Genomic DNA, 15362 nt, shown 5'->3' with positions numbered 1-15362 from the left:
TTTGTGTTTAAAGGCAGTTAACCACAAAGATCACAAAGAAATCTGCACAAAGAGCTCAAAGTTTAAAAGTCCATTCGGAAAGAAATAACGGGGGTTCTATCAACGATACCTACATTAACATTCTTTAAAATCTTCGCGTCTTCATTAAGGTAAAAATCATATATAACATTTGAAATGATTGTGCCTACTGCCGCACCAACAATCACATCACTGAGATAATGTTTGTTGTCCTGCATTCGTGAATAGCCGACATATCCAGCCCATCCGTAAAGAGAAAGAAAAGAAATTGCTTTAAGGCTTTTTCTTAATACATCATTATTAGCTGTCATCGGAGATGAATCAAGATAGTCATCTATTTCCCTGTAAAGAAAAGATGAAGTCGCAAATGCTGTGGAAGTATGTCCGCTAAAAAAACTTTTGGTGTCAGAACCATCGGGGCGTTTCCTTCCGATAGTCTCTTTGGTAATATCCGTAATCGCAAATGTGTAAAGAATAGATTTTCCGAAAAGGAAAATATGTTTGTAGTCATCTTTATCTGTTGATGATGGATCAAAAATATTTTTACCCACTGTAAAAGCTAATCGTGAATAAAAAATAATATTTGGAAAGTAGTTCGGATCAAGACTACCAACTGAAACTCTTCCGTTTCTTCCGATATTATCCTGAATGTTTGATTCAAATGAAGAGGGTCTTACGGAAAGTTTATCATCATCTTCAATATGAATGTTATTCCTCGACAGCATATATCCTGTAAGCAGTAGATCATGCCAGCTAAGACCTTCAGTTACACCTTTTATGGCTGAACTCTGGATTTTATCAAGACTCTCAGTCAGTGATTTTGTTTGCGGAAATACAACTGAGCCTGATATGACAAGAATGATTAATAATTTGTTAATCATTTTTCCCCGGTATTATGAATTGATGTTTTTATCAATTGATTTTCTTTTTGTATTTAATTTGAATCTGAACCACTTTTCAATAGTGAACAAATTTCACTTGTACTTTCAAATTACTAAACTGTCATTCTGAATTTATTTCAGAATCTGCTCAGTTAATAGATCCCGAAACTAGTTCGGGATGACGCGGTATAAAATTAGGATAACACTCACTTTTCTTTCAATGGCAAAATCCATCCTATAGATTATCGAGAACAATACGTCTTCTGTTTACTACAAAATCTTTTATGGCTGCAATATCATTGTCAAGATTGAAACCCGCGAGTCCAAGATGCGGATCAAGATAATATGCAGTTTTTATTTTGTTATAAATGGTATCGATGATAGGGAACAGATTTTCTTCGGTGAATATTTCATTGCAGATATATCTTAATTCATTTCTGTACATCGAATCAATTTCAGGATTAGTTTTCAGCTTACGCATAATTTCATTATCACCATAAATGATAGGCTGAAACTGCGGATCAAACGAACGGTCAAAATCCCAGGGAATGATCTGATAAGCTGAAGCAGATGAACTTTTATATAAATACATATTGTTGGTAAAGCCGTCAACGCTTGCAATTATTGTTGACGCGGCGTGATACCTCAGGTAGTTTTTTATATCGAGATATTTTCCTAATTGTGTTAAAAGATTTTCTGAACTTGTTGTATCGATTGCATTAAAGAATTCTGCAAGATTATTTAAGTTATCATCGTCTGGAATTTCTTTATCAAAATTTGTGTGAATATTATTCTGACCGATCATACTGAACTTTGCTTCAAACCGTACTTTAATTAATTCGTGAACAGGAAGATTTCTTTTAAGAAAAAAGTTTTCATCGATTCTTTCAATGAGCTTATAAACGCCTTTGTTTTTGTTGTTAAGAATCAGAAATATTTCTGAAGAATTAAAAACCGGAAAACCTAATTGAAGAAATATGTAAGATGCTAATGTCGTTTTCGTAAAAGACCTGTCATAAACCTGCGCGCTTAAATTAAATGTACTTTCGTTTTCAATAATTCCGTCAAGAGTCGTAACGGAGTAAGACCATTTGGGAAAAAATCTTGAACCAGCTCCTGAAGCTTCAATGTTTCCGTTTATCAACTCGTCATTATATAAAAGTTTCACCGCAACATTTGTATTGCCGAACCTGTTTTCAAGAAGCATCTGGTAATCTTCTGTGTTTATCTGTGCATCAACAACGGGCAGAGTACTTTGCTCTTTAACCGGGTTAACTTCGTTCACAGTCTCGCAGGATGAAAAGATAAACGCAACAAAAAATATATACAGATATTTTTTCATTAAAAGTTTACCTGTAATTCTAAAAACAATCTTGAATCATCACTGCTGTACTTTGACTGGAATTTATTTTTAGCAAATAATCCGTTCCCATTAATCTTTAATCTCACATCTTTGTGAAAGAAGAGATTCACGCCGATGATAGTCTGTAGAGTATGAACATCTGAGTCATTTATATCAGGCGCAAAATAACCGAGCAGTAGCACAGGCTCGATAAATTTTATAACATCACCACCTATATGAAACATGTAAGAACCGGCAACACGAACAGCGGTCGCGTTGACTTTCTTTTCGTCGTTCATCAGTAAATATCTTACCTGCTCTTCAGGATTACCGACATAACTTAATTCAATATTCGCGTTGAGTGAGGTTGATTCATAAGCGGCATCTGCTGCAAATCCGTTTACACTTACAGGCTCCTCACCGCCTTTGTGCAGGTACATGTAATTGGCTGAATAAATAAAATTTCCGCAATGATAACTGAACCTGTTTGCCCAGCCGAATGCAAGAGAGTTATTCTTGAATAATGATGAATAGTATGAGATAGGGAAGTCGGGATCTTTGTCAGAGTATTTACTGTAAACCTGTAAACTTACACTTCGTTGTGTATAACCGAATTCAGAAAAGTTATCGTGAATTAAACTTCTTTCGATGAACACAGATTCTTCCCTGTTAATTAACTGCTCGTAACCAAAAGGAGTTTTAATGTTGCCGACTTTGAATTTCATTCTTCTCATATATTCAAACTTAACTGAAAACTCTCTGAGCCTTACCATATTATCTTCTGAACTTCCGCGCAGTTCAAGCTGTGCTTCAATATCTTTGTTGACTTTATAATCCGCCTGAAATTTTCCTTCATAAAAAACTTCCTGGTTATTTTTTATAAGCGGATTCCTGTTCCAGAATTTATAACCGGTAGAACCAGAACCGGAAAATTCCATCTGCGCGAATAAGTTCTTTTGAAATACAAAAAGGATAAGTATCAATGAAGCAAAAGTGAGAAGCTGATAAATTTTCATATTATAAATTTTGTTGTTGGAAAGATGTCCCGAACCTTGCTGCGAATATAATAAAAGAGAAGAACTTTATCTCTTTGCAAACTTTGTGAAAAGCAAAGATGATTGAGTTTCGCTTTCTGCGCTTTGTGGTTAGTGCTCTTTTTTATACCACAAAGAACGCAAAGAAAACGCAAAGGGCACAAAGACAATCCGCTAAAAATCTAAAATTTTATTCCTGCCTCATTATCCTTATTTTTACTTTATGAATACACCATTAGTAGTTATAGTAGGACGACCGAACGTCGGCAAATCAACTTTATTCAACAGGCTTGTCGGCAAACGCGACGCAATTGTAGATGACGTAAGCGGAGTAACCCGCGACCGCAATTACGGCGAAGTGGAATGGGCTGGAAAAGAATTCCGCCTGATTGATACAGGCGGGTATGTTCCAAACTCACCCGATCTTTTTGAAACCGCAATACGTGAGCAGGTAGAGATCGCAGTCGCTGAATCCGACGCAATAATTTTTCTCGTTGATGCAAAAGCCGGACTCAATCCTATGGATGTTGAGATAGCAAGAATGCTGCGTGTCTCAAACAAAAAATTTTTTCTTCTAGTAAATAAAGTTGACTCGGAAAAACAGGATAACCTCGCCGCTGAATTTTATTCGCTCGGCATTGATAAAGTTTACCAGGTCTCAGCATTAGTAGGAAGAATGATCGGCGATTTTCTGGATGAACTTACTTCCGAGTTCGCCGTTAAAAAAGAAGGTGATGAAGATCCACGATTAAAGATTGCGATAGTCGGCAGACCGAATGTTGGGAAGTCATCTTTGACTAACGCATTGCTTGGTCACGACAGAAGTATTGTAACCGATATTCCCGGAACGACAAGAGACAGTCTTGATTCGATTCTGAAATATTACGGAAGAGAAATTATTCTTGTTGACACTGCCGGATTAAGAAAGAAAAAGCGTGTCGAGGAGAGTATCGAATTCTTTTCTACTCTCAGAAGCCTTAAAGCAATAGGTGAAAGTGATGTCGTTGTAATTGTTCTTGATGCTATGATGGGAATAGAAAAACAGGACCAGAAAATAATTGATGAAGCGGTACGCTGGCGCAAGGGAATTATACTCGCTGTAAACAAGTGGGACCTTATCGAAAAAGAAACCAACACTGCAAAAGAGTTCGAGAAAAATATCAGGGATAAAGCAGGGTCGATAGATTATTTTCCTATCATATTTATTTCGGCATTAACCAAACAGCGTATTTACAAACTGATCGATCTTTGCATTTCAATCAGTGATGAGAGAAAGAAAAAAATCCCGACGAGTGAATTGAATGAAACATTGCTTCCTGAAATAGAAAGAAATCCACCAGCATCTACTCACACAGGGAAAGAAGTAAAGATAAAATACATTACACAGGTGGGGGATCATTACCCGGTTTTTCTTTTCTTCACAAATTACCCGAAGGAAATCCAGGAACATTACAGAAGATTTTTAGAGAAACTCATAAGAAAGAAATTCGGTTTTAACGGTGTTGCGATCACTCTAAGCTTTAAAGAAAAATGATTCACCCCGCTAGAATAATAATCATTGGCGGAAGCGCTGCGGGAGCGGCTGCGGCTGCCAAAGCAAAACGGGTTAGTCCTGTTACTGATGTTATTCTCTTCGAAAAATCTCCTTACATATCAACCGGCGTTTGTGAAATTCCGTATGTGATTTCTGGCGATATTGAAGACTATAGAAAACTTATTTTTTATGATCCTGAAAAATTCTCATCTGAAAAAAGTGTACGAGTTTTTGTTAACCATTTGGTGGAATCAATCGACAGACAGAAAAAAAATATTTCTGTTCGTGATCTGATAACTGGTGAAACAAAAAATAATTCTTATGACAAATTAATTATCACAACGGGTTCAAAAAGTATTGAGCTGCCGAAGTTTGATCCGTTCCTTAAAAATGTATTTTATATTAAATCCATCCCTGACCTTAAAAAATATTTAGAATACAAAAAAAACAACCAGGTTAAATCAGCCGCTGTTGTTGGCGCGGGTTTACTCGGACTTGAAATGGTCGATGCACTTCGTTCAACAGGTATTGAAACATCTCTGTTTGAAAAGAACTCACATCCTTTTCCATCCGCTGAGAAAGAAATTCAATTACTAATAAATGAATTGTTGAATAAAAAAGATGTGAACTTTTATTCAAATGCTGCTGATATAAAACCATTTATTGAGCAGAACAAAATCAGAAGTATTAAACTTGACGGAAGAGTTTTAGAATATGATGTTTACTTTGTTACAGCGGGAGTAAAGCCCGATACATCATTATTTGAAAAATCTAAAATCGAAATCGGCAGATCAGGCGGAATAAGAGTTGATAATAAACTAAACACAAGTGATTCAAATATTTATGCCGCAGGTGATTGTATTGAAGTAATGAATTTTGTAACGAGACGATATGAGGTTATCCCGCTTGCAACTTTCTCAAGAGATTACGGGCACATTGCAGGCGCAAATGCCGCCGGTGAAAATATCAGGACAAATCCGGTTGTTAAAAATATTTCAGTAAAAATATTCGATAAATATTTTGCTTCCTGCGGAATAACAACTGAAGAAGCAAAATCACAGCGAATAAGTTTTAAATATGTCGATGCCTCTGTTCCGAATCTCGTAACCGTAATGCCCGGCGCTGAAAATGTATATGGAAAAATATTATTCTCAACTGATAACAAAAAAATTCTCGGCGCATCTTTCTTTGGAGGAAGGGAAGTGTCAGGCTACAGTGATCTAATTTCAGGATTGATTTCAGCAGGACAGGAAATATCAGTTCTTTCAAAAATCAATTTTAACTATACACCTCCGCTGTCATCATTTAAAAATTTATTATCAGTATTAGGCAGAAAATCTTTAAACGTTTAAAAAATATTTATGAAAAAAAATAATTTTATTCTGATTGAACATCCATTAGTTAAAAGAGATGTATCAATACTTCGTGATGTAAACACACAACAGGAATCATTCCGAGGTGCAGTAAAGCGGTTGGCAAATGTTCTTGCTGTGGAAATCGGCAAGGGATTAAAACTAAGTGAGTTCAATCTAAATACTCCTCTTGAATCAACAACAGGACATAGATTAAACCAGGACGTTGTTCTTGTACCAGTGCTTCGTGCCGGACTTGGAATGGTAAGCGGGTTTATAGAATTAATTCCCGAAGCAAAAGTCGGTCACATAGGTTTGCAAAGGGATGAAGAAACTCTAACTCCGGTTGAATACTATTATAAAACACCGAAGGACATTAGCAGATCAAAAGTAATTTTGCTTGATCCTATGCTTGCTACCGGCGGCAGCGCGTCGGAAGCGATTAAGTATTTGAAGAAACGCGGCGCAATTGATATTGTATTTGCATGCCTGGTTGCAGCACCAAAAGGCGTTGATCGGATTTCAAACGACCATCCTGACGTTAAAATATTTGGCGCAGCATTAGACAGGGAATTAAATGATAAAGGATATATACTGCCCGGTTTAGGCGATGCAGGAGACAGAACATTTGGTACACTCTAAAATTTCATTCAACATTTTCTTTCTCTTATTCTTTCTCGTTAATAATTTTACGGTGTTGGGTCAAAACTATCCTGATGAATCAATTCATTTGTTATTAAAAGACGGAATAAAAAAAATTGTTCAGCAGGATTATGATAATGCATTATCGCTTTTTAGTAAAATGGATAGAGACTATCCGCAATTACCATTAGGGAAAATATATATCGCCGCCACTCATATTGCCAGGTCTTATGATTACGGTGAACAGATCGATGAGAAGAGTATTGAAGGACTTTTAGATGATGCATATATACAAGCTAAATCTCTGCTTGATAAAGATTCCCGAAATTTATGGTACAACTATTTTGTCGCTTTAGCTGAAGGTTACTCCGCATACTTTCATGCAATCAGGGAAAATTATTTTTCTGCTATGTCATCAGGGTTAAGCTCAGTTGATTACTTTGAAAACTGTATTGAACTCAATCCGGAATTTCATGAAGCATACATTGCAATCGGCACTTACAGGTATTGGAAAAGCAGGAAAACTGAATTTCTGCATTGGCTTCCATTTGTCAGCGATGATCGTGATGAAGGTGTAGCCCTTCTTGAGAATGCCTTAAGACGTTCAACTTATAATACGCATCTTGCAATAAACTCGTTGATCTGGATTTATATTGATCAGCAGCGCCCGGTTGAAGCAGTCAGGCTTGCAGAATCAATACTGAAAGATTATCCTCAATGCCGGGTTTTCAAATGGGGTTTAGCACGAGCTTATGAAAATATTGATATTAAAAAATCAATAGAGGTTTATGGTGATATCCTGCAGTCATTCCCAATGCAGGGACTTTCAAATCACTTTAATGAAATAGTGCTTAAACATAAAATTGCACAGCAGCTTGTAAAATTAGGTGAGAAGAAAAAAGCACTAAAGCTCTGTGATGAAATTCTTTCAATAAAAGATTTAACGCCTTATGTACGTGAGCAACTCGAAGACAGATTGGAAAGGGTGGAAATCCTGAGAAAAGAGTTAAGTCGTTAACGGGATATTGCCTGACTTTCCCAATTGATTAAAATAGATTAAATTATCCCAATTCATAAAACAAGTGCGGATTGAGTACACCTGCAATAATAAATAAAAAGAGTCTTGATCAATTACTGGCAGCCTGCAGGAATCACCTGCCATCAGTTGACGAAGTAAAAGTAGCCAAAGCGTTTGAGTATGCAATGGAAGCGCACAAGAACGACCTTCGTGCTTCCGGTGATCCGTACTTTACTCATCCGTTCGAAGTCTCAATGATCGTTGCGGAAGAATTTCCCCTTGATGACGTTACAGTAATTTCAAGCTTGCTTCACGATGTGGTTGAGGATACAGATTTTAATCTTGAAATGCTTGCTAAAGAATTCGGGAAAGAAGTTGCGGAAATTGTTGACGGTGTAACAAAGATAAGCGGCATCTTTAAAGGTCAGGATTTTACGAAAGCAGAAAATTACAGAAAGCTTCTTCTTTCAATGGTGAAAGATGTTCGGGTTATACTTGTAAAGTTTGCTGACCGTCTTCATAATATGCGGACTCTTGAATTTGTTAATCCTGATAAGCAAAGAAGGATTGCACAGGAAACACTTGAGATATACGCACCCTTTGCAAACAGGTTCGGTCTCGGTAAAGTAAAATGGGAACTTGAAGATCTTTCCTTTAAATACTTAAACAGGGAAGCTTATGAGGACCTTGTAAAGAAAGTGATCGGCAAAAGGAAAGAACGGGAATCATATATAAAAAAATTCAGTGATCCCATAAAAGATAAACTGACTGAAAACAAACTACTTTATGAAATAAGCGGCAGACCCAAACATCTGTACAGCATTTACAGGAAGATGGTAAGGCGTAACAAACCGTTTGAAGAAATCTATGATCTGTTTGCTGTTAGAATAATTCTTGATACGGAAAACTCATACGATTGTTATACAACACTCGGAATTGTTAACCAGATGTATCTTCCGGTGCCTGACAGGTTTAAGGATTACATTTCAATTCCCAAAACAAATAATTACCAGTCAATACACACAACAGTTGTGGGTCCCGAAGGCAGACTTGTAGAAGTTCAGATCAGAACAAACAAAATGCACGAAGTTGCTGAGAAAGGTGTTGCAGCACACTGGCGATATAAAGAAAATAAAAGTGCTTCGGACAAGGATCTGGAGAACTGGGTAAACTGGATAAGAGATATTTTTGAAAACGCTTCCAAAGAAGATGCAAGAAAAGAACTGCTGGAAAGTTTTAAACTCAATCTTTACCAGGATGAAATTTATGTGTTCACACCAAAGGGTGAATTAAGAAGACTGCCTGTTAATTCCACTCCGGTTGATTTTGCGTTTGAGATTCACAGTAAGGTTGGTTATCACTGTATTGGCGCAAAGATAAACGGAAAAATAGTTCCTCTTGATACTGTATTACATAGCGGTGACCAGGTAGAAATCATTTCATCAAAGAACCAGCATCCGAATAAAAACTGGTTAAAGTTTGTCACGACTCACAAAGCCAAATCCGCAATCCGGAAATGGATCAACAAAGAAGAGGAAGAGATAATAAACTCAGGTAAGGAAGTCTGGGAAAAGAAAATCAAAAAACTCAAACTTGTATTTACCCAGAGTGACATTACAAAGCTGGTTACAAATCTTAAGTATGATAATCCCCGCCAGTTCTTCAAAGCGATTGCACAGGGTAAACTAAACATTGATGAAGTGCTTACCGCAACAAGGGAAAAGGAAAGAAAAGACAGGGCGCCTGTACTCGAGTTTGATAACTTTGCGAATATTTCCCGCGCTGATGTCGGCGGCGTTGTAATTGACGGAAAAGATTCCGGCATAATGTATTCTTACGCAAAATGCTGCAGCCCCATTCCCGGTGATCCTATAATCGGTTATATAACGGTTGGAGAAGGAATAAAAATCCACAGGAAAACATGTAACAACCTGATAAAAATAACTCAGACAGATGAAAGCAAACTTGTTCCTGTTCATTGGCCCAAAACTGAAACATCATTATTTGTTGCAGGCTTAACAGTAATGGGCGAAGACAGCCCCGGAATATTGAATGAAATTTCTCACGCTATCGTTTCATACCAGAATACTAACATCAAATCGATTAACATAAACACAAGTGATTCAACATTTGACGGCAACGTAACAGTTTATGTTCATGACCTTGAACATCTCAACAGGATAATTGAACGGCTAAAAAAATTAAAAGGGGTTTATTCCGTTGAACGGTTTGAATATGCCTGACAATTCTTCCGGTGATTATAAAAGAGTATTGGCAATTGATTACGGCATTAAAAGGATAGGGCTTGCATTAAGTGATCCGCTGCAGTTAATCGCTTCACCATATAAGTCGATTCCAAATAACCCCGGGCTTATTTCAGAACTGAAAGAAATTATTGAAGAACAGTCTGTCGAAAAAATAATACTTGGCTTTCCTGAACACGACAAAGGGACAAGCACATCAATAGTAAAAGAACTTCAATCCTTTAAAACAGATCTGGAAAATAAAACGGGTTTGGAAATAATTTTCTGGGATGAAACATTTACATCAAGTATTGCGAAGGATCGTGTAGTCGCATCCGTGAATAAAAAATCAAGAAGGCGTGATAAAGGATTAATAGACTCAAACGCAGCAGCAATAATTCTGCAGGAGTTTCTGGATAGCTAGTGACTTATAAAAACAAAAATTGACATTGAATACGTTCTAAACTATTTTCGAGTAACAAAATTCACTTAACTGGGAGCAATTCTATGACGCTTGACGCACTTGGTATGATCGAAACAAAGGGGCTGGTCGGTGCAATTGAAGCAGCCGACGCAATGGTTAAAGCTGCAAAAGTTGAACTTATCGGCAAAGAAACTATCGGCGGCGGTTATGTAACCGTTATGGTTCGCGGTGATGTGGGAGCAGTTAAAGCTGCGACTGATGCTGGTGCAGCGGCAGCTCAGCGTGTAGGAGAACTTGTTTCAGTACATGTGATTCCACGCCCGCATTCTGAAGTTGAATCAATTCTTCCAAAGAAAAAATAAAATATGCCTAAAGCTTTCGGGTTAGTTGAAACAAGGGGATTGGTAGCTGCAATTGAAGCTGCTGATGCTATGGTCAAAACTTCCAATATCAAATTGATAGGGAAAGAAAGAACCGATCCGGCAATGATCACTATAAAAATTGTCGGTGACGTTGCCGCAGTTAAATCTGCAGTTGAAGCTGGTGCTGAGGCTGCCAGAAAAGTCGGTGAAATAGTTGCGACACATATTATTCCTCAACCTGATCAACAGCTGACCAACCTGTTCCCTGAACTTGATGATGAAAAACTAATCAAGAAAACTCCGGTAGAGACTGTTGAAGAAAAACCAAAAAAAGTTGTAGTTGAAAAATCAAAACAGCCGGAAGATGTGCAAGTAGTTGAAACTAAAACTTCTGATGAGTCTGCAAAGGATACAATTGCAAGATTACGAAAGGAAGCATTGGGAGAAAAACAATCATCAAAGTCAGAATCTGATTCGTCCGAAATGATGTCGTTAGATAATGTATCACTTGATGAAGTTGAAAGTATGAATGTTCATCAACTCAGGCATTTTGCGAGGAGTGTAGCTGGTTTTCCGATTCAGGGAAGAGAAATATCACGTGCGAACAGACCTGAACTGATAAAACATTTTCGGCAGCTAAAAAAGTAATCGCCAAAAATTTTAATGAATTAATTACTCCACTCAATGTGGAGTTTTTTATTCATATATTTGCAATATGAAGAAGAAGATACCGATCATTTTAATATCATTTATCTTTTCGATTATCCTTTGGGTATCAATTTCATTATCCAAAGACTACTACGCTACATTTGAGATTCCATTAAAGATAGTTGACTTTCCAAACGGATATACTACGGGATCAGCAATTCCTGAAAAACTTTCTGTAAAACTTAAAGGAAACGGATGGAAGCTTGCATCAGTTAATCTTGGCAGTGAATCTGAATATCTTGTTTCTGCGGGCAGTGATAGCGGAAGAAAATTTATAAATGTCTTGAATTATCTGGTTGAGAATCAGTGGTTATCTTCTGAAATGGAAGTGATAGACATCTCACCTGATACACTATCGTTTTTTGTAGAAAAAATTTCAGAAAAAAAAGTAATGATAATTCCTGATTATGATCTAACATTTAAATCCGGATACGGCATTGCTTCCAAAACAAAACTTGTTCCTGATTCAGTTACATTGTACGGACCCGAAAGCTTACTAAGAAACATTGTATTTGCTGAGACTGAACAGATTCAATTAAAAAACTTAGATAAAATTTTCAGTGAACAGAAAAAGCTGAAAAATATTTTCGGAATTGAATACAGAAATAACCGGACATTAGTTAAACTCGACGTGCAGAAAATTATAGATAACAACTTCGATGAAGTACCTGTAACAGTTACAGATGTTCCGCGGGACCGTGATGTAGTGCTTTTACCTAACAGGATAACAGTTGGTGTGCGCGGAGGAATAGAAGTTATCGGCAAATTACCTAAAGAAAAAATTAAAGCAACAATTATGTACAGGGATATTGTAGCGGACACAACGGGCAGTATAGTTCCGGTAATTGAACTTCCGGAAAATCTTTCATTGCAGGCGATTCGTCCTGAAAGACTTCGTTACGTGATAAAAAAATTCAATTAACTCATTCGTTTAATAAATCAGAAAAAACATGTTCATAACATTTGAAGGCATAGACTTCTGCGGAAAATCAACTCAGGCGGAATTATTAAAAGATTATCTGATCAAAAAAGGAAAGAAAGTCGAGTTCATACGTGAACCCGGCGGAACTGAAATTTCTGAGAAAATCAGAACCATTCTCTTGGACAAAAAAAACAGTAATATGTTTATGGAGACAGAGTTTTTACTTTTTTCAGCTTCCCGGGCTCAGTTGGTGCGGGAAAAAATCCGCCCTTACCTTGAACAGGGATATTATGTAATTTCAGACCGGTTTCATGATTCCGCAACCGCTTACCAGGGATTCGGAAGAGGTGTTTCGCTGGAATCAGTTATGCATGTACATAAACTTGCAATTGGAAGTACGGTACCTGATCTGACTTTCATTATTGATATAACTGTGAAAGAAGCGCAGAGAAGAAAATCTTTGAAAGAAACTTCCGAGCTTGACAGGATTGAAGTTGCCGGTTCATCATTTTATGAAAAAGTCCGTGCGGGATATATATCACTTGCCGCAGAGGATCCGCGATTCAAAATTATAGACGGAACCAGGCAAATTGAATCCGTACACAAAACAATTATTGAAGAGATTTCACTTTTTGAAATGAAGGAGAATTACGATGAATAATCTATTTAAAAAGATTTTATTCACTTCTGCAATACTGATAATCTTTTCCGGGTTTTTCCCCGGACAGGGAGATATCTATTTTGAAATTTCGAAAAATATAGATGTGTTCGGAAAAGTATATAAAGAAATTTCCTTGAACTACGTCGATGAAATTAATCCTGAAGAATTTATGCGTGCCGGAATTAGGGGAATGTTGAACTCACTGGACCCTTACACAATTTTTATAGATGAAAATAAAAAAGATGAAATTGATTTAATCACCAATGGAAAATATGGAGGAGTAGGAATATCAATAGGTGTACGCGGTGATGAAGTGACTGTTGTCGAGGTTCTTGACGGATACTCTGCTCAAAAACAGGGAGTACGTATTGGCGATGTTCTGATTGAAGCTGATGGTCAAAAAATTTCTTCAGAAAATGTGGATGAGATTTCGACCTATGTAAAAGGTGAACCGGGAACTCAGGTAGAGATTAAAATAATAAGGAATGAGTCAAAGGATACACTGTTGTTTAATCTTATCAGGGAGGAAGTTTTAATTAAGAACATTACTTACTATGGTTTCTATCCCCCCGAAAGTAATAACGCGTATATAAAACTTTCCAACTTCAGCCGTTCCGCAGGAGATGAAGTTAAAAAAGCGTTGAAGGATTTGAAAAGTCAGAAGGATATAAAATCAATTATCCTGGATTTGCGCGGTAACCCCGGCGGTTTACTTGATGTTGCTGTAGACATTTGCGATAAGTTTCTTGAAAAAGATAAGCTGATAGTATCAACAAAAGGAAGAGACCTTGCCTCTGAGAAAAAATATTTTTCTGTTCAGGAACCAATGTCGGGTGATTCAAGAATAGTTCTCTTAATAAATGAAGGATCAGCCTCAGCATCAGAGATTGTTGCTGGTGCTATTCAGGATCAGGACCGCGGAGTAATACTTGGTGTAAAATCTTTCGGTAAAGGTTTAGTGCAGACAATTAGTCCGCTTAGTTACAATACTTCATTAAAGATAACCACCGCAAAATATTACACACCAAGCGGCAGATGTATTCAGAAAATTGATTACACTCAGAAGAATAAAGTGATGGCAGTGACCGACTCAATTGACAACGGGACTTATTACACTCCGAACAAAAGAATAGTTTACGGCGGCGGCGGGATAACTCCCGATTCAACAGTCGAATTTAAAATTGAAGGCGATGTAACAAAAGATCTTCTTGCAAAAGGGATGTTCTTCAAATTTGCAAATTCATATTATGAAGGAAATGCTTCATCAAAACTGAGTGAAATTAAAAATGAAAAGTTGTTTGCTTCATTTATTTCTTTCCTTGAAAAACAGAAATACCTGTATCAGAGCGACGCGGAAAAACAGATCGATAAACTGATTGAAGATGTTCATAAAAAGAAAATGGATACTTCGCTTTCCGATGATCTGAAAAAAATCAGGAAGCAGTTTGAAACACTTGATAACAGTGAGTACAAAATTTATGAAGATGAGATACTCAGGGAAATAAAAATAGAACTGGCTGCAAGATACACTGGTACTGAAGGAAAGATAACAGCTTCATTAGAAGGTGACAAACAATTCCAGGCGGCATTAAAGATAGCTACTAATGAAAAAATTTATAACGGGATTTTGCATAACTAGTATTAAAAAAAACATATACACTATCGGCTATCGATCCTTCTCAAAAGGGAAAAGGAATTCAGTTAGAACAGTCGGATTATTTCGGTGAACTAGACTTCTATAATACTGGCATTAAAGAATTTTCCGTACTAAAACGGAAGCTTCGTGAAATGACTGGAACCCATTCTATTATGTACGAATTACGAATGGAATGTTTGAATTCTATTGAGTCCTAAAATTTTCGAAAGATTAAAAAAATATTTTCTATACTTGAAATGATACTTCATAATCCGAAGATGGACTCTGAAATAGAAAATGTCATAGAAATTTCTTTTGTGAATAAAACTAAACTTAACAGCACTGTTAATGGTAAATTTGCATTAAGCATTGTACCTGATCACTAAAAAAGAGAATTCTAAATTAAAGTATTTGATTCTCAAAAAATCTAAACTGCATCGGTTGCTTCTAACTTCTTCCTTATCAACAATTTATCCTGTCAATAAACACTATAATTTTTTTCGACTTAGTTTGTTTTAAAATCTTTTCTTTATAATTTTGACCTCGAAATTTGAGGGTGTTCACTTAAGAGTCCTCAATTGTGTT

14 protein-coding genes are annotated in these 15362 nt (G+C 36.7%); 11 read left to right on the top strand and 3 right to left on the bottom strand.

Going from position 1 to position 15362, the window contains the following annotated elements; translation table 11 throughout:
- Window positions 1–62: 62 nt before the first annotated feature.
- The 3 genes from IPM56_10020 to IPM56_10010 form a co-directional block, all read right to left on the bottom strand.
- Window positions 63–899, bottom strand: coding sequence for a phosphatase PAP2 family protein (locus IPM56_10020; protein QQS34604.1), 837 nt, complete (start codon window positions 897–899; stop codon window positions 63–65).
- A gap of 235 nt (window positions 900–1134) precedes the next feature.
- Window positions 1135–2241: a CotH kinase family protein gene (locus tag IPM56_10015; protein QQS34603.1), complete on the bottom strand. Its 1107-nt coding sequence runs from the start codon at window positions 2239–2241 to the stop codon at window positions 1135–1137.
- The gene (locus IPM56_10010) at window positions 2241–3257 is read right to left on the bottom strand and encodes a hypothetical protein (GenBank protein ID QQS34602.1); all 1017 of its coding nucleotides are present in this window, start codon (window positions 3255–3257) and stop codon (window positions 2241–2243) included. Before IPM56_10010 ends, IPM56_10015 begins: the two co-directional genes overlap by 1 nt.
- 241 nt (window positions 3258–3498) lie before the next feature.
- Here IPM56_10010 and der point away from each other — a divergent pair, with 241 nt between their 5' ends.
- The 11 genes from der to IPM56_09955 all read left to right on the top strand — a co-directional run bounded on the left by der (window position 3499) and on the right by IPM56_09955 (window position 14780).
- Entirely contained in the window at window positions 3499–4809 is a 1311-nt protein-coding gene (gene der / locus IPM56_10005) for a ribosome biogenesis GTPase Der (protein ID QQS34601.1), read from the top strand.
- Window positions 4806–6161, top strand: a complete 1356-nt coding sequence (locus tag IPM56_10000; protein ID QQS34600.1) for an FAD-dependent oxidoreductase — start codon at window positions 4806–4808, stop codon at window positions 6159–6161. The genes der and IPM56_10000 overlap by 4 nt, the downstream gene beginning before the upstream one ends.
- A gap of 9 nt (window positions 6162–6170) precedes the next feature.
- A complete protein-coding gene (upp, locus tag IPM56_09995; GenBank protein ID QQS34599.1) occupies window positions 6171–6803 on the top strand; it encodes a uracil phosphoribosyltransferase in 633 nt (210 codons plus the stop codon).
- Complete coding sequence (locus IPM56_09990; protein ID QQS34598.1) at window positions 6790–7821, top strand: hypothetical protein; 1032 nt, start codon at window positions 6790–6792, stop codon at window positions 7819–7821. Before upp ends, IPM56_09990 begins: the two co-directional genes overlap by 14 nt.
- Before the next feature lie 185 nt (window positions 7822–8006).
- Window positions 8007–10064 carry a bifunctional (p)ppGpp synthetase/guanosine-3',5'-bis(diphosphate) 3'-pyrophosphohydrolase gene (locus tag IPM56_09985; GenBank protein ID QQS38281.1) on the top strand — a complete coding sequence of 686 codons (2058 nt, stop codon included), beginning with the start codon at window positions 8007–8009 and terminating at the stop codon, window positions 10062–10064.
- Window positions 10057–10488, top strand: a complete 432-nt coding sequence (ruvX, locus tag IPM56_09980; protein ID QQS34597.1) for a Holliday junction resolvase RuvX — start codon at window positions 10057–10059, stop codon at window positions 10486–10488. Before IPM56_09985 ends, ruvX begins: the two co-directional genes overlap by 8 nt.
- A gap of 83 nt (window positions 10489–10571) precedes the next feature.
- Window positions 10572–10850, top strand: coding sequence for an ethanolamine utilization microcompartment protein EutM (gene eutM, locus IPM56_09975; protein ID QQS34596.1), 279 nt, complete (start codon window positions 10572–10574; stop codon window positions 10848–10850).
- Between the two features lie 3 nt (window positions 10851–10853).
- The gene (locus IPM56_09970; protein ID QQS34595.1) at window positions 10854–11498 is read left to right on the top strand and encodes a BMC domain-containing protein; all 645 of its coding nucleotides are present in this window, start codon (window positions 10854–10856) and stop codon (window positions 11496–11498) included.
- A 67-nt stretch (window positions 11499–11565) separates the two neighbouring features.
- Window positions 11566–12480: a hypothetical protein gene (locus IPM56_09965; GenBank protein QQS34594.1), complete on the top strand. Its 915-nt coding sequence runs from the start codon at window positions 11566–11568 to the stop codon at window positions 12478–12480.
- A gap of 28 nt (window positions 12481–12508) precedes the next feature.
- The gene (tmk, locus tag IPM56_09960) at window positions 12509–13141 is read left to right on the top strand and encodes a dTMP kinase (GenBank protein ID QQS34593.1); all 633 of its coding nucleotides are present in this window, start codon (window positions 12509–12511) and stop codon (window positions 13139–13141) included.
- Complete coding sequence (locus tag IPM56_09955; protein QQS34592.1) at window positions 13134–14780, top strand: S41 family peptidase; 1647 nt, start codon at window positions 13134–13136, stop codon at window positions 14778–14780. The genes tmk and IPM56_09955 overlap by 8 nt, the downstream gene beginning before the upstream one ends.
- Window positions 14781–15362: the final 582 nt, after the last annotated feature.

The organism is Ignavibacteriales bacterium, assembly GCA_016700155.1.
Taxonomy (GTDB): domain Bacteria; phylum Bacteroidota; class Ignavibacteria; order Ignavibacteriales; family Ignavibacteriaceae.
This window is presented reverse-complemented; position numbering and strand designations above follow the sequence as displayed.